This window comes from Leptospira congkakensis, assembly GCF_004770265.1.
GTDB lineage: Bacteria > Spirochaetota > Leptospiria > Leptospirales > Leptospiraceae > Leptospira_A > Leptospira_A congkakensis.
Genome location: NZ_RQGQ01000020.1, coordinates 73,906 through 89,901, shown reverse-complemented (window position 1 = coordinate 89,901; position 15,996 = coordinate 73,906). Strand labels below are relative to the sequence as shown.

At 38.0% G+C, this 15,996-nt stretch carries 15 protein-coding genes; 8 read left to right on the top strand and 7 right to left on the bottom strand.

Annotation, left to right across the window (positions count from 1 at the left end; all coding sequences use genetic code 11):
* Nucleotides 1-86: 86 nt before the first annotated feature.
* Genes EHQ70_RS17885 through EHQ70_RS17855 form a run of 7 tightly spaced genes read left to right on the top strand, consistent with a single transcriptional unit; the run spans nucleotide 87 to nucleotide 8,302 of the window.
* A complete protein-coding gene (locus EHQ70_RS17885; RefSeq protein WP_135588735.1) occupies nucleotides 87-959 on the top strand; it encodes an NAD(P)-binding domain-containing protein in 873 nt (290 codons plus the stop codon).
* Nucleotides 952-2,487 (top strand): hydroxymethylbilane synthase, encoded by a 1,536-nt coding sequence (gene hemC / locus EHQ70_RS17880; protein WP_135588733.1) that lies wholly within the window; start codon nucleotides 952-954, stop codon nucleotides 2,485-2,487. The genes EHQ70_RS17885 and hemC overlap by 8 nt, the downstream gene beginning before the upstream one ends.
* Nucleotides 2,484-3,437 carry a porphobilinogen synthase gene (gene hemB / locus EHQ70_RS17875; protein ID WP_135588731.1) on the top strand — a complete coding sequence of 318 codons (954 nt, stop codon included), beginning with the start codon at nucleotides 2,484-2,486 and terminating at the stop codon, nucleotides 3,435-3,437. The genes hemC and hemB overlap by 4 nt, the downstream gene beginning before the upstream one ends.
* Entirely contained in the window at nucleotides 3,434-4,714 is a 1,281-nt protein-coding gene (gene hemL / locus EHQ70_RS17870; protein WP_135588729.1) for a glutamate-1-semialdehyde 2,1-aminomutase, read from the top strand. The genes hemB and hemL overlap by 4 nt, the downstream gene beginning before the upstream one ends.
* The gene (locus EHQ70_RS17865) at nucleotides 4,714-5,757 is read left to right on the top strand and encodes a uroporphyrinogen decarboxylase family protein (protein WP_135588727.1); all 1,044 of its coding nucleotides are present in this window, start codon (nucleotides 4,714-4,716) and stop codon (nucleotides 5,755-5,757) included. Before hemL ends, EHQ70_RS17865 begins: the two co-directional genes overlap by 1 nt.
* A complete protein-coding gene (gene hemN / locus EHQ70_RS17860) occupies nucleotides 5,754-7,094 on the top strand; it encodes an oxygen-independent coproporphyrinogen III oxidase (protein ID WP_135588725.1) in 1,341 nt (446 codons plus the stop codon). Before EHQ70_RS17865 ends, hemN begins: the two co-directional genes overlap by 4 nt.
* Complete coding sequence (locus EHQ70_RS17855; protein WP_135588723.1) at nucleotides 7,091-8,302, top strand: protoporphyrinogen/coproporphyrinogen oxidase; 1,212 nt, start codon at nucleotides 7,091-7,093, stop codon at nucleotides 8,300-8,302. The genes hemN and EHQ70_RS17855 overlap by 4 nt, the downstream gene beginning before the upstream one ends.
* Here EHQ70_RS17855 and hemH read toward each other — a convergent pair.
* The 5 genes from hemH to EHQ70_RS17830 all read right to left on the bottom strand — a co-directional run bounded on the left by hemH (nucleotide 8,276) and on the right by EHQ70_RS17830 (nucleotide 13,765).
* A complete protein-coding gene (gene hemH / locus EHQ70_RS17850; RefSeq protein ID WP_135588721.1) occupies nucleotides 8,276-9,361 on the bottom strand; it encodes a ferrochelatase in 1,086 nt (361 codons plus the stop codon). The two genes, EHQ70_RS17855 and hemH, sit on opposite strands and share 27 nt — an antisense overlap.
* Nucleotides 9,351-11,246, bottom strand: coding sequence for a type I DNA topoisomerase (gene topA / locus EHQ70_RS17845; RefSeq protein WP_244288407.1), 1,896 nt, complete (start codon nucleotides 11,244-11,246; stop codon nucleotides 9,351-9,353). The genes hemH and topA overlap by 11 nt, the downstream gene beginning before the upstream one ends.
* Before the next feature lie 57 nt (nucleotides 11,247-11,303).
* Nucleotides 11,304-12,218, bottom strand: coding sequence for a cysteine synthase A (gene cysK, locus EHQ70_RS17840; RefSeq protein ID WP_100742417.1), 915 nt, complete (start codon nucleotides 12,216-12,218; stop codon nucleotides 11,304-11,306).
* Nucleotides 12,219-12,283: 65 nt separating this feature from the next.
* A complete protein-coding gene (locus tag EHQ70_RS17835; RefSeq protein WP_135588717.1) occupies nucleotides 12,284-13,171 on the bottom strand; it encodes a HEAT repeat domain-containing protein in 888 nt (295 codons plus the stop codon).
* A 45-nt stretch (nucleotides 13,172-13,216) separates the two neighbouring features.
* A complete protein-coding gene (locus EHQ70_RS17830; protein WP_135588716.1) occupies nucleotides 13,217-13,765 on the bottom strand; it encodes a polyhydroxyalkanoate synthesis regulator DNA-binding domain-containing protein in 549 nt (182 codons plus the stop codon).
* 58 nt (nucleotides 13,766-13,823) lie between these two features.
* Between EHQ70_RS17830 and EHQ70_RS17825 the strand changes: the two genes are divergently transcribed.
* Nucleotides 13,824-14,687 (top strand): hypothetical protein, encoded by an 864-nt coding sequence (locus tag EHQ70_RS17825; RefSeq protein WP_135588714.1) that lies wholly within the window; start codon nucleotides 13,824-13,826, stop codon nucleotides 14,685-14,687.
* A gap of 7 nt (nucleotides 14,688-14,694) precedes the next feature.
* Here the strand turns inward: EHQ70_RS17825 and EHQ70_RS17820 are convergent, their stop codons facing one another.
* Both EHQ70_RS17820 and EHQ70_RS17815 read right to left on the bottom strand, forming a co-directional pair.
* Nucleotides 14,695-15,468, bottom strand: a complete 774-nt coding sequence (locus EHQ70_RS17820; protein ID WP_135588712.1) for a hypothetical protein — start codon at nucleotides 15,466-15,468, stop codon at nucleotides 14,695-14,697.
* Between the two features lie 17 nt (nucleotides 15,469-15,485).
* Complete coding sequence (locus tag EHQ70_RS17815) at nucleotides 15,486-15,995, bottom strand: TlpA family protein disulfide reductase (RefSeq protein ID WP_135588710.1); 510 nt, start codon at nucleotides 15,993-15,995, stop codon at nucleotides 15,486-15,488.
* Between the last annotated feature and the right edge of the window lies 1 nt (nucleotide 15,996).

Here is a 15,996-nt window from a genome sequence, read left to right as displayed (position 1 = left end):
AGACTTAGTTTCAATATCATATTTTATTTTTTTAGAGACTGACAATCTTGTGACAGTTGGAACCTTGTATTTGATAGAATAAAATCATGTGGTCAAATCTGATTCTATTACATTCAACTGATCTCATTAGTAAACCTTTAGACGGTGAAAGTCTTGAGGTTTGGCAGACATGCCAAAGATCAATTGCATTTAGTGACCGTCGCATTTTTCCTATAGAAGAATCCGAAAGATTTTATAAAGGTTACGAAGTATTCCATGGATACGAAGCCTACCGCTTCCTTTTAGAGGTAGTTTCTGGACTTAGATCCAAACTTTTTGGAGAGTCGGAAATCCAAGCGCAGTTCCGAGACCGTTTTCGTGAAGACAAAGTAAATGATTCTACATTTGCCCTTTCCCTATTAAGATTACGGGATCAAATTTTAGAACATACCAAACAAATCCGTTCTAGATACTTAACAGGAATCGGAAGGCAAACTTATGGAAGTGTTGCCGACTCCTATTTACAAAGTCATAAGTCTGTCACCTTACTCGGAACAGGAAAACTAGCCACCTCCATCCTTCCCTATCTTGTTTCCAAGGGAAAAGAAGTTCGTCTCGTCGGCCGAAACCAAGACAAAATGGCCGAATTACAAAAAGGTTTTTCAATCGCAACTTTCCACTGGGAAGATTATCAACCAAGGAACGAAGCCATTGTCATCGCTTCTAGTTTTTTACCGTTTAACTGGGAATCAATGATAGAAAGTTCCTCCTTGATTTTGGATTTTAGAGAAACGGCAAATCTAGAAACCAATTACAAAAATTATATCCCTCTTTCAAAAATTCTTAGTGATTTACAAGAGACTGATGAACAAATCCAATCGGTAAAAATGGACTTACAATATTTTCTCACGGAACTTACAAGGGAACGGGAGGAAGAACAAATACATATTATGAATGGATGGGAAGATTTACTTGTCTGAAACTATTAAAATCGGAGGAAGATCATCTCTTCTCTCTCGTATACAAATTCTCTCCGTTAAAAAAGCTCTCGAAGAAAAAAATAAAACAAAAATATTCCAAACAGTCTTTAGAGAATCAGCTGGTGATAAAGATTTAAAAACACCTTTGTGGCAATTTGCTGGCCAAGGTATTTTTACAAAAGATCTACAGGAAGACTTACTCAATCATAAAATTGATATTGTCATTCATTCATGGAAAGATATGGACTTACGGGAACGTAAAGATACAATCCTTGTCCCCATTCTAACAAGAGAAGATGTTCGCGATGTTTTGTTGTTCAAAAGAAACAAATGGATTTCTGCACCAACAGAAATTACAATTCTCACTTCATCTCCCAGAAGAGAACATCATATTAAAGATTTCATAAAATCTTATTTTCCCACACCAATTAACTCATTTCTCGTTAAAATTGAATCGGTTAGAGGGAATATTCAAACCAGGCTTCGAAAATATTTAGAGCATGAAAACGGTGGTATCTTAGTAGCAAAAGCGGCCTTAGATCGAATTCTAAATTTTGATGATACAGAAAATCAAATCCCAGAATTAAAAGAAGTAAAACAACTCATCCGAGAAACAATCAACCTATCCTTATTTATGGTAATGCCTTCTTCTATTTTTCCAAGTGCACCAGCACAAGGAGCACTCTGTGCCGAAATCAGAAAAGAAGACAAACATTTGGAATCATTACTTAGAGAAATTACAGATACAAATGCAGAAACCACCGCAAACGAAGAAAGAAAAATATTATCAAAGTATGGTGGTGGATGCCACCAAAAAATTGGAGTTTCTGTTTTAACTAGAGGATATGGAAAAATAACTTTTATCAGAGGAGAAACAGAAGATGGAAAAACCCTTTTCTCCAAAGAATTATCAGACATTCCCGATTTTAGTTTTAGCCGAAACGAAGTTTGGCCACCTAACGCAAAAATGGCGGCAAGACAACGAGAACGTCTCACCTATTCACTTCCCAAAGACGTAGACGTATTTGTTTCACGTGGGTATGCATTTCCTTTAGATTTATCGGTAAACCCAACCAATCAGATATTATGGTCTGCAGGATTATCGACCTGGAAAGACCTAGCGCTCAGGGGTTTCTGGGTGAACGGCACCTGTGATGGATTAGGTGAAAGTGAACCACCTCTTATAGACCATCTTTTAGGCAGAAAAACAAAATTTGTGAAACTCACCCATGTTGATTCAGACAAACTAAATAGTATTTATCCAGTCATTCCTACTTATTTTGTTTCGGCTCCTGAAATCCCCGTTCCTTTCGATACCACAAATATCAAAGCCGCTTATTGGCGTAGTGGCTCCGAATTTGATATAGTGACAAAACGATTTCCCGAATTATTAGATGTCATTCATTTTGTAGGACCAGGTTCAACATTCAAAAAAATCAAACAGACAATAGGTGAAGAAACTGCCAAAACAAAAGTGTTTGTATCATTATCTTTTGATTCTTGGGTAGAAAGGTATATAAAACCATGAAAAAACAAACACTTCGATTACGTTCCAGCCAATATCTAAGAAACCTAGGAGAAACTGGCTCCTTAAATGTAAATAAGATGATCCAACCACTTTTTCTTGCAGAAGGAATAGATGAAAAAGAACCAATCAAAGGTTTACCCGGAGTTTTTCGCGACACGGACCAATCGATTTTACACCAAATAGAATCTGATATCAATGCAGGTGTTTCTCAATTTTTATTATTTATGGTTCCGAAAGATAAATCGGATACAAGTTTTCCAAAAGAATTTTACAATTCGAATATCAGCAAAATAAAAAAGACATTCCCTAACATGTTCCTTTGGTTAGATACTTGCATCTGTTCGGTGACAACCACAGGGCATTGTTGTCATTTCCATAAATCAGGAACTATAAACCTTGAGTTAACTTTAAAACGGCTATCGGATCTTGCTCTCATTTATGCAGATGCTGGTGCTGACGGAATTGCACCCAGTGATATGATGGATGGTCGTGTTGGTTCTCATCGAAAAATTTTGGATGCCAATGGCCACACAATGACACCTATCATGAGTTATTCGACAAAATTCAAAAGTAACTTTTATGGCCCGTTTCGTGGTGCCGCCGACTCTTCCCCTCAGTTTGGAGATAGAAGTGGGTATCAACTTGATGTTCGTGATCGTGATACTGCCATCCACACATCCATTAGAGACAAAGAAGAAGGGGCAGACTTACTCATGGTAAAACCTGGTATGACTGCAATTGATCTCATTGGTCCTATCAAAGAAAAAACAGGACTACCGACTGGTGCTTACCAAGTCAGTGGCGAGTATGCTAGTCTTGTTTATTTAGCTAAGGAGGGATTCCTAAATTTTGAAGAAGGACTAAAGGAAACTTGGGATGTGTTCCGAAGGGCTGGGTCTTCCTATTTAATTACTTATGGTGCAAGACTTGCACAAAGGTTGTATTCATGAATTCAGAAGAATTATTTCAAAGGTCAAAAGACGTAGTTCCCGGTGGTGTCCATAGCCCCGTACGTTCTTTCGCCTCCGTTGGAGGAACACCTGTTTTTTTTACAGAAGCAAGCGGCGCCTATTTAAAGTCAGTTGAAGGTAAGGAATACATTGATTATTGTTTGAGCTTCGGCCCACTCCTTTTTGGACATAGGCATCCAGAAATCCAAGAGGTTGTAGAAGAAACTGTTCGAAAAGCTTGGTCTTTTGGAGCTTGTGAACCTTACTCATTAGAGTTGGCTGAATTCATAACCAGTCGTATCCCTTGGGTAGAAAAAATTCGTTTTGTCAACTCAGGAACAGAAGCGGTGATGAGTGCTCTACGTGTTGCAAGAGCCGCAACAGGCAGAAGTAAAATTTTAAAATTTGACGGATGTTATCATGGCCACTTAGATCAGTTACTTGTCAAATCTGGATCTGGTCTTGCTGGACTTAGCTCCAGTGATAGTAAAGGCATTGGACCAGAAATCATTCAAAATACCCTCGTACTTCCGTTAGATGATGAAATCGCATTAGAAAATTTATTCAGGGAACATGGAAAAGACATCGCTTGCCTTGTGATCGAACCAATTCCAGCAAACTATGGACTTCTTCCGCAAAGAACCGATTTCTTAAATAAATGTAGAGAACTCACAACCAAATACGGCGCATTACTTTTGTTTGATGAAGTTATTTCAGGATTTAGAGTTTCTTTCCAAGGTATGGCTGGTCTTACAGGAATTGTTCCTGACCTTGTTTGTTACGGAAAAATCATTGGTGGTGGATTTCCTGTGGGAGCCTATGCCGGTAAAAAAGAACTTATGGACTTGGTCGCACCGAGCGGTCCAGTTTACCAAGCAGGGACCTTATCGGCAAACCCGATAGGGATGCGTGCAGGTCTCAAAACATTAACTAAAGCGTGGAATGAAAACCCTTACCCTGAACTCGAATCCAAAACAAAAAAACTAACCTCAGGTATACTAAAACTTCTTGTAGAGTCGGGAGATTCTAATTGGGAAGCGGTTACATTTGGAAGTCTATTTTGGCTGAAAGGAAAAACAAAAGAACCTGTTCGAAGCATTACAAATATCCCGAGTGATCATAAAGCAAACTTTGCATCGTTTTTTCACAAACTCTTAAACAAGGGCGTTTATCTAGCACCAAGTGGTTATGAAGTTGGATTTTTATCCACAGCTCATAGTGATGAAGTCATAGAAGACACCTTAAACAAAACAAAACAGGCGTTAAAGGATAAATAATGATTACCACTCAGTTTAGAAATGAAAGATTTTCCAACGCTCTCAATTTAATTCCCCAAAACATTCCACCGATCTGGTTTATGCGCCAAGCCGGCAGATACCATTCGCACTATCGCAAACTCAAAGAAACCTATAGTTTTATGGAACTTTGTAAACAACCGGAACTGGCTGCAGAAGTCGCACTTGGACCTGTCAAAGAATTTGGCTTTGATGTGAGTATTTTATTCTCAGATCTACTTTTTCCTTTAGAAGCCTTGGGTATGGGCCTAACTTACGACCCTGGCCCTAAACTTTCTTTTTCACTCACCTCTGAAAAAGATCTTCTTAAATTAAAATCAAGTGAAGAAGCTATCGAGGGACTTAAATTCCAAAGGGATGCAGTCCTTCGAACCCGAGAAGTTTTACCAAAAGATGTTTCACTCATCGGATTTGTTGGTGGCCCTTTTACTCTTATGACCTACGCAAGTATTGGGAAACATGATGGAAACTTATCCTTTATCAAAACCAATCAAAACTTCGTAGATAAATTCTATTCAATTCTTGTTCCTCTATTGAAACAAAACATAGAATTACAGCTGCAAGGCGGCGCAGAAGTGGTTATGATTTTTGACACGGCTGCTGGAATGTTAGATCCTTACAATTTCCATCGGTATGTCGCAAAACCAATGAATGAACTGACAAAACTTTTCCCGAATCAAATTGGTTATTATGCTAAAACTTCTACGGAAGAACAAGTGAAACAGATCCATCAAATTCCAAACCTTGCTGGTTTTGGAGTTGATCATAGGTTTTCCATTCAAGAAACACTAAAGAACTTCGGTGGGAAAGGATTCATCCAAGGAAATTTTGATCAGGAACTCCTATTTGCTGATCCCGGAACACTCAAAGAAAAAATTAGAGAATACCTACTACCCATTAAAGATCTAAATCCAGAAGAAAGAAAAGGATGGGTTGCTGGCCTTGGACATGGGGTGTTACAGTTCACTCCTGAAAGTTCGGTTCACCTTCTGATTGATGAAACAAGGAAGGCATTCAGCGAATGAAACATCTACTCGAAAAATACGATACACCTGCCCCAAGATATACAAGTTATCCAACCGTTCCTTATTGGACAGACTCACCTAGTTTGGAAGAATGTATCCAATCATTAGAAACATACCTTTCGCCAAAAGATTCCAAATTAGCAATTTATCTCCATATCCCTTTTTGCGAGACACTATGTACGTTTTGTGGCTGTAACACTTCGATCACAAAAAATCATACGGTAGAAGAACCTTATGTTACGGCTTTAAAAAACGAGCTCCAATTGTATTCAGAAAAAGTATCAAGTTTAAATGGAAAACATTTAAGCGAACTTCACTTAGGTGGTGGAAGCCCAACCTATTTATCTGATTACAACTTACAATCCACTATAGAATTTATATTAAACAAATTAAATCCGACAGACGATCCCCAATATTCCATAGAAGTGGATCCAAGAAGAACCCGAATATCCCAACTCAAACTTTTGCAAAAATTAGGATTTAGAAGGATTAGTCTTGGTGTTCAAGATTTTGATCCGGAAGTCCAAAGATTAGTCAACCGGATCCAATCTTTTGAACTCACAGAAAACATCACTCTAGAAGCAAGAGCACTCGGATTTGATTCCATCAATTTTGATCTTATCTATGGATTACCCAAACAAACTTTGGATTCCATAAAATATTCTATTGAAAAAACTTTGGCCCTTCGTCCAGACCGCATCGCATTTTATTCCTATGCTCATGTACCTTGGATCAAAGCTTCCCATAGATTATTCACAGAAAAGGACTTACCTGATCCTTCCGTAAAACGAGAATTATACGAAATTGGTAGATCGTTACTGGAAAATGCTGGTTATAGAGAAATTGGTATGGATCATTTCGCTCTTCCTCATGATAAACTTTGGAAAGCATTTAATACAAACAAACTTCATAGAAATTTTATGGGTTATAGTGAATCCAAAACGGATGTAATGTTAGGACTTGGATCTTCCTCTATTTCAGAAACACCCAATCTATTTTTTCAAAACCAAAAACTAGAAATGAAGTATCGAAAATCGATTTTAGAGGGAATCATTCCCATCCTTCGAGGACACAAACTAAATCCTTCGGATCAAATTCGAAAACAATTAATTTTAGATCTAATGACATCTTGGAAGGTCAATGTTCCGAGTGAGATGAAATCTCATGTAACCGATTTTTTACAAGAAATGGAATCTGACAAATTGATCCAATGGCAGGAAAATTCACTCAGCGTCACAGAAAAAGGAAAACCATTCTTACGAATTGTCGCGATGGCCTTCGATGAAAAATTACAACTAAGCCAACCAACAAAACCAGTTTTTTCCAAAGCCATATGAGTGAAGAAGTTCATATCCTTGGTGGAGGAATCACAGGTTTATTTCTCGCCTACCACCACTGCAAACGAGGTGATTCTGTAACTTTATATGAACATTCCGAAAAACTAGGTGGAGTGATTGGAACCAACCAAGTTCCAGAAGGACTTGTGGAACAAGCCGCCAATGGTGTTTTATTGACTGATGAAATGAAATCCATGTTGGCGGATATTGGTCTCACACCACTCTTTCCCAACAAAGCTACCAAAAGAAGATACTTTTGGGTAAACAGAAAACTTTCCAGATTTCCCATCTCAATACTAACAGGCATAAAACTACTTTTTACCATTGCATTTAAAAAAATAAAATTCGAAACCAATCAGAATTTGGAAACTTGGGCAACCAATATGTTTGGATCTTCCGTAACAAAAAACATCATTGAACCAGCAATAGGTGGGATTTATGGAACGAGGTTAGAGGCACTGCAAGCAGAATCTATTTTTTCCAAATGGGAAGGAACTGGATCAAAAACCATTTTGGAGGAAATGAAAAAAAGCGGTAAAAAATCTTACGGAACCGTATCCTTTCCCAATGGAATGGGTGATTTGGTAAGTCACTTAGTTACATATTTAGAATCAAAAATTCAAATCAAAACCAACTTCCGATTTGAATCAATGGATGAAATTTTAAAACTAAAAAGCAAAATTAGATTTTGTATTTCATTAAAAAAACTAATTCCTCTACTCGGAAATAAAATTCAAACTTATGAAGTTCCCAATTTACTTTCCATCACCACAATCACTCGTTTTGGGAAAGACCAACTAACAACGAAGCCATGTTTCGGAATCCTTTTTGCAAAAAACGAAGGGATTCAGGCCCTCGGCGTTTTATCCAATTCCGATATTTTTTCCGAAAGAGCCAAAGAAGGACTTCATTCAGAAACTTGGATTTATCCAGAAACGGCTAAAGAAAATAATGGAGAGACTTGGGAATCCATTCTCGAAAAAGATAGGGAATTGGTGACAAAAAAATCAGATCCATCTGTAGCCGTTTACATTACCTCTTGGAGTGGAGTGTTTCCGGCCTATGATCGAAAATTATTTATCTTCAACCAAAGATTGGATGTTTTAGAATCAGAGTGGATCTCTCGCGGAATCGATATCCGTTTTTACGGAAATTATAGAAAGGGAATTGGGCTTAGGTCTTTATTTGAATCGACAAGAGGTGAGTGATTCCCCACCCATTTCCTTACACATACACTGGCGGATCTGACCATCAACGAGTAACACTTTTTCAGAAAGATACTCCATAAACGGAAGGTAAGTTCCAAAAGCGGGAACTCGTATAAATGTTTTAGCACCTGACTCCATTGCGAGATCTTTGAATTGTTCTCCAATCTCTTCCAAAGTTTCCAAATGATCACTCACAAAACTAATGGGATAAACCGCGATGGATTTTCCTTCTTTTGCTAAAGCTTCAATCATGGTTAAAGAACTTGGTTCGGTCCACTTGGCTGGCCCCACCTTACTTTGATAAGAGATATGTGTCTTTCCTAGAAATCCTAATTTTCTTAATTCAGTTGTAATTCCAAACACAGAAGATTCAATTTCTTTCATATACTGATCTCCCTTATGAATCAATCTCATGGGAACCCCATGAGCTGAAAAAACCAAATCTAAGTTTTTCCAATCAGTGTTTGGATTGTTTTTAGGAAAATGTAAAAAGTCTTTTGGATGCAAACCACCAGTAAAGAATTCATAAATAAATCTAGCAGAGATTTGGTGGAACTTTGAATCTAATGCAAATGTAGGAACATAACCTCCGCTGCCAACAGGGCATTCTTGAAATTTTTTTTCCAAATGATGGAGAGTGGCAAGAACTGTCGAACGCGAATATTGTGGATATAACGGAAGATAGATGGTGTCTGGACTTGGTTTTCCAAATTCGGGATCTCTGATATGTGGATACCCGCAAGTCATCGCTATTTTTACGGACCAATCGATATTTGTTTTTTGATTCAATATACTTTCAAGAGTTCTCGCTTGTTTTTCAGTTTCGGATACCAGTGGGGATCCGCCACCAAAACCCATTGACTCATAAGTTTTTTTGACTTTAGGAGTTCTTTTTTTAGCAATGAAACGAGCCAAAGGCAATCGCAAAAATTCAGGTAAGGGCAAATCGAAAACAAAAGGATCGGTAAATAAATCCGTTAAAAAAACTTCAATTTCATCCGTGGTTCTTGGACCACCTAAATTCACAAGGATGAGAGTTTTCTTTTGTTTAAGATTCATAGGTGATGTAGTCACAATGCGGGTAACGCGAGCAGAAATAAATGGTTTTTCCTTTTTTCCCTAGTTTCGTTTTCACAACACCTTCTTTGCAAACAGGACAAGTTTTTGCATTCGTCTGCTCTTTGGGGATTGAAATTCTAGTTGTAGAGGCTTTTATCTTAGCGGAACGATTTGGGTTGGGTTTTGTGTAAGGACCCGGAGGAGTATCTTCTTTATTTTGGGGATATCTTCTTTCCGTACTCGTATATTTTTTTCTCGGTGTACGTAAGAGACCAAGCAAACTATCATAAAAATTTTGGATGAGATTGATACGTGATGATTTATCTTCGGTGATTTGGTCTAACTTGTTTTCCAAGTCTTTGGTGAATGATTCTCCAATCATCTCTTGAAAGTTAAGAAAAAGATAATCATCCACTATCATTCCAAGACTTGTTGGTCCAATGGACTTATGATATTCTACGATGTATTTCCTTGTCCTTAAGGTTTCGATGATACTTCCATAAGTGGATGGCCGCCCCACTCCTGTATCTTCCATCTTTTGTACTAGTTTGCCTTGTGTGTACCGAACGGGTGGTTCCGTTTGTTTTTCTTCGATAGAGTGCGACTCGTATAAGAACTGGTCACCCACCTTCCAATTTACTTTTTCTGATTTTTTTTTCTGATCTCTTTTTCCAAAGGCCTTAAATCCAGAATCTGTAATGAATTCATTTTTAAAGATAAAAACATGATTGTTTTTATGGAATTCATATACAGTCTCTTCACCTAACTCTGGCTTCATTAAAGATGCCAAAAATCGTTCCCAAATCAATCTATACAAACTTCTTTCTTCATTTGATAAATAAGAACCAATGATCTCAGGACTATACTCTGGACGGATGGGAATCACAGCTTCATGGGCGTCTTGCGAGTATTTTTTTTGTTTTTTAGGAGTGATGGATCCTTCCAAAACCAAACCAGGAAAATGTTTTTTTAAGTAACTAACTCCTAACTCTCGTTTCGAATCGGATACACGTGTACTATCCGTACGCATATAAGTGATAAGACCTATCCTTTCTCCAGAACCAATGGACTTTCCCTCAAACAGAGTTTGTGCTATTTTCATTGTTCTTTTGGAATCAAAACCTAAAACACGAAAACTGGTTTCGAGTAAACTTGCTGTCGAAAAAGCTGGTGGGGGATTTCGTTTGATATTTTTCTTTTTGATCTCGGATAATAGGATTTCTTTTAACCGATTTGGTTCCGGTAGGATTTCTATATCCGCAAGGACTTTTTGGATCGATTTAGAATCCAATTTATCTTTTGTTTGGTGGTCTAAAATAATGGACTCGCCAGAAACAGATCCTTGTAATTTTAATTGGTAGTAAATTTCTTTGGAAAAGTTTTGAATTTCTTTTTCTCTTTCACAGATCCAATGTAAGACGGTGGATTGAACACGCCCTGCCGATAAGGAAGAAATTTTTAATTGTTTCCATAAATCAGGTGAAACCTCAAATCCAAAAATCCGATCTACAATTCTTCTCGCAATTTGTGATTCAATTTCTGCCAAATCCAAACCAGATTTTTGTTTGATCTGACGGTCAACTTCTGCTTTAGAGATTTCTTTTAAACGAAGTCGAAAAATTGGTTTTTTTAATTTTATCAATTCGTCAAAACAATGTTTGGCGATGATTTCCCCTTCTCTATCCGGGTCACTAGCAATATAAATGATGGAAGCTAATTTTGCTTTGGTTTTGATTGCGGAAAAAACAGTTTTTTTACCTTTTAACCATTCGTATTCCGGTTCAAATGAATTTTGAAAATCGATCCCATAGGATTTGGTCGGAAGGTCTTTGATATGACCCTTGGTAGCAACAACAACCCAATCCTTATCTAAATAAGAAGCGATTGTTGTTGCTTTTGTCGGTGATTCGACTATTAAAAGTTTGGTGATTGTGAATCCCTATTAAACGAAAAGACCTTCTACAGATAAGTATCTTTCGCCTGTATCATAACAGAAAGTTAGAACCTTAGAACCTGCAGGAATTTCTTTTAGTTTTTTAGATACTGCGGCAAGACTGGCACCAGAAGAAGTTCCGATAAAAATTCCTTCTTTTTTAGCAGCAAGAACAGCCATTGTAAAAGCTTCGTCTTTACCAACAGTGATGATTCCGTCGAGTAATTCTGTTTTACAGTTTTTAGGAATGAATCCAGCACCAATTCCTTGAAGAGGGTGTGGACCTGGTTTACCACCACTGAGAACAGGAGAACCTTCTGGTTCCACAGCAAATACTTTTAGTTTAGGAAATCTCTTTTTTAAGTTCTCTGCACATCCAGTGATATGACCACCAGTACCAACTCCAGTAATGATATAATCCAAACCATCTGGAAAATCTTTTGCGATTTCTTCTGCTGTTTTTTCTCTATGAACTTGGATGTTGGCTTCGTTTTCGAACTGTTGTGGCATCCAGGCATTTGGATTGGCAGCTACAATTTCTTGTGCTTTTGCAATCGCACCTGGCATTCCTTTTTCCCGAGGTGTCAGTTCGAACTTAGCACCATATGCTGCCATAATTCTGCGTCTTTCTACAGACATATGTTCTGGCATCACAAGAGTGATTGCATACCCTTTAACAGCTGCTACCATAGCAAGTCCGATACCAGTGTTTCCTGATGTAGGCTCTACAATGAAAGAATCCTTTTTTAATTTTCCTGATTTTTCTGCTTCTTCGATCATTGCAAGAGCAATCCGATCTTTGATGGATCCACCTGGATTTTGTCTTTCGAGTTTCATATAAACTTCATGGTCTGTTCCAAAAAGGCGCGACAATCTTACGTGAGGTGTATTTCCGATGGCTTCTAGAATGCTATTTATTTTCATAATTTCTCCGCTCTGTCACATTTTAAGAGAAAAAGCGGATTTGTCCACAATGAAAAATAGAAAACTTAAGGAGTATGAAGGGAAACAAGAAACTGGTAATCGGATTTCATTTGTTTTAAAACTTTTGAATCATTTTCTGATTGTATCACCTTTTCTAAGTAAGGTGCCGAGATCCGAAAGTCCAATCTCCGGAGAGCATCCGATGCTTTGGCTCGAACTTCTGGTTCCTTATCTAAGAGTGATTCTAAAACTGCTTTATAATTTTGGTTGGGCAATCGTTCCATTCCAACAACGGCAGACAATATTGATATTTTTGCGTAAGGAACTGTCTCCTTTCCTAAAGCCTCTAACAAACTAGACAATGAATCTTTTTTGCCTGAGAGATAGAGTGCATCGGCCGCCGCACTTCGCAGATAAAAATTAGGGTTTGTTAGGGCTGATTTGATTAAAGATTCCGATTCTGCTGTCAAGGGTAAGGAACCTAAAGACCGCAAGATTTCTCCACATGCCAAGGTAATCGGAATTTCACCGTCATCATAAAAATAAGGACTAGAAACGGACCTGCTATCTGCTACCCCATCTTTCCAAGTGCGTTTTTTGGGAGGATTGTGTTCAGGAATATTCGCAGATTCTTTTTGGTAGGTTTTGATCAAATAGGGAATGGCGATTTTTTCCCCTTTTTTTCCAAGTGCCTGGGCCGCATAAAATTTGACTGCAGGTGCATTGATAGGACTCGTAGGAAAATTTGGGGAACCTTCCAGAGCGGAAATAATATCTCGAATCCCTTGATTTGATTTAACAAAAGTAAGCTGGTCGATAGCATCCCGGATTTCAAAAATATCGGAGGAATTAAGTCGAACACGTTGGATTTCGAAAAACCGATCTTCCGATTCCGACGGAAAAATAGCTCCCACAAGCAAAAAACAGAAACACAAACCAAACTTTCGAATCATTCTAAACCGCCTTCAGATAAGGACGGATATTATAATCGTTTTCTTTTAATTTTCCTTCAATTTTTCTGCGACTTCCTTTAATTTTTCGGAAAGATCGCCAAGAGTGGCCTTGTCTTCTTCCAAAATGGATTGGCTGAATTTTTCCAAATCCCTCTGGATTTGTTCCTTTTTTTCGCTGGCTCTAGAGGCCATTTTGCGTAATAGATCTTCTCGGTAATTACTGAAATCTGCCTCTTTGAGTTCTCCAAGTTCCACCATGGAGTTCACAATTTTTTCCAGGCGTTCCGAAGTGAGGTAGTTGGCTCCAATTCCCCCGAGAATCAATCGTTCAAAAAGTCCAGAAACATCTCGTCCGGTTTCACGAATGAGAGAGGTTAACATAAAGTTTGAAAAATCTTCGTTTCTTTGTCCAAGACTTACCTTGAGAAAAGTTTGGCCAAGGATTTTAGGAGTGATATCTTCTCCAGTCATATTGTCTTGGACTTTGATTTCTTCTCCACCGATGATCATCTTAGCCACATCTTCTAATGTGATTGTGGAACTAGTTTCTGGATCATAAAGTCTACGGTTTGCGTATCGCTTAAGGAGCTTCATCGGAGATGCTTTTTAAAATGACTTTCAAGCCTAGGGGGTCAACTAAAATACAATCGTAATGGACTCTCTATTCGGTGCTGTTTTGACACAACTTCCGGAGCTTGAAAAAAACCTCCTCGTAGCATGGTTACAAGTACAAGGTTTCGTCGTAAAAGAATGTACTGGAAAAACATGGAAAGACCATCCCGATTCCCTTAGGCTTTTTTCAAAACCAACACCTGAAATTGCAAAGGAGTTATTAGATTGGAGCATTGAACCAATCTTATGCGGTAATTTTACAAAAGAAGAAAAAGAAAATTATAAATCAAAGGGTGTTTCTTTCTTATGGGAAAAACCATATTCAGAAATCCATACTTTCCCAAGTAAAACCTTACCTATGTCAAAATTGACTTGGGTAGTTTACACAAAAGACCAAAATCTAGACAAACATCTGTCAGTGTTTTTAAAAGCCATGGGACAAACTGTATTTACAGAAGGTAACCTGGAGTTTCTAATCAAAAGAATCCAAACTGGACCTTGCCATTTTCTCATTTTAGATTGGGATGTGATTGATCCAAGGGTTACCGTTCCTGGACTCACAAAACTAAAACAGGAAAAACAGTTTTTATCTTTGGGAATCAAAGATTTTATGAAAGAACATCTTTATCGTGATTTAAAAACAGGGATAGGAACCATTTCGGAAGTGTTGGTTTCTAAATCAGATTTTTGGGATGTTTTAATCCAAAGTTTTCCTCTGACAGAAGAATCAAAAACGGGGAATGGATGGACAGAATCCATAAAACCCGTTTCGAAACTGGCGTTTACATTTCAGGAAAAACACATCCCCATTGGGATGTATCTTGCCGAATCCACCGAATTAAAGATGACAAAAACCCATCCACAAATTCAAAATATTTTAGATTTATTTCGTTGGTTTTCTTAAAACATTCTCATTCAAAAAGTAACATATCATCGCTGGAAAGTTCACCGGCCCCACGGTTAGGGAAAGCTTGTTCGAAAAAAAGTGCAGCTAACAAATCAAAATCTTCATCTTCTTCGCGGTGTTCCATTTCCCAAAGTTCATTCCTACGTTTGATGAGAAGTGATACCGTGGCATCTTCCAATGCAAATTCTATCTTCAATCGGTTTAAGGTGCGGATAAAAAAGTTTAAGTTATAAATTACATAATCTCTGAAATAAGTGAGGCCGGCGATTGTTGGTTCGTATTTCAAAAGTGCTTCTGTCAAATAACAAGCGGTTTTTAAATCTTCCGTTGCCCCCGTTTCCTTATACGCTTTAAAAATATGATGAACGGTTTCATGCATAGAAATTGTAGAATGATAAGAATCTTCAATTAATCTTATGGCTTCTGGATGAGATTCCATATAAGCAAACACATCTACGATTTCGCGTTTTGCCGCGACACGTTTTCTTTCGGCATCACTCGGATCATCCGTAATTTTTGGATCTACAAGAAGGATAAAAAGATATTTAGTTTCAAAAGCAAATCTAGATTCTTTGGGAATATAGTATTCGATCCAAATTGGTTCTTTGTAGTAATCGAGTGATTCTTGGAAACTGAGTTCCGGTGTGACTTTGAGGGATTTTAGTTTTTTAACGTCATCAGTGATGACCTTCTTTCCTTCGACCCGAGTTTTACTGCGTTTGATTTGTCGGAGTTCCGACTTATTCAAAAGCGGTTTGGGTTTGAAGGAAGAATCCATATTATATCATCGACAGATTAGAAAAACCGCAAAAGAAAAGTACGAAGCCAAAATCCAATAGGGCTAAGAATCCCTGTATCCGAAAACACAACCTTTCCTTCTTCATTTAAAAAAACAGTCGTGGGATAAGCCGAAATTCGCCATTCTTTTAACATTCGATAATCGGCAGCATAGATGGGATGTTTGGCTTCTGGAGTGAGTTTTGTCATAATGTCTTTGGTTTCTTCCGAATCTTCTGCTTCCAGAACAGAGAGGAAGATGGTGGATTTTGGTAAAAAACTTAAATTGGCATCCAAAATGGGCCCATAAGCCTTACAAATCGTGCACCAGGTAGCCCAAAAATAAACCACCTTGGGATGCCCCTTCCAGGAATTAGCTTCTGTGGGTGTGGTGGCTAGGATTTCGATAGGAACCCCAGGCCTTGTGTCCCTACCTTTAAAGTAAGCAAAACAAAGGGTGGTCGAAAAAAAGAAAACAAAGGCGGAGACCACCTTCCATCCATACGGTAACTGCTTCCAAATCTTCATA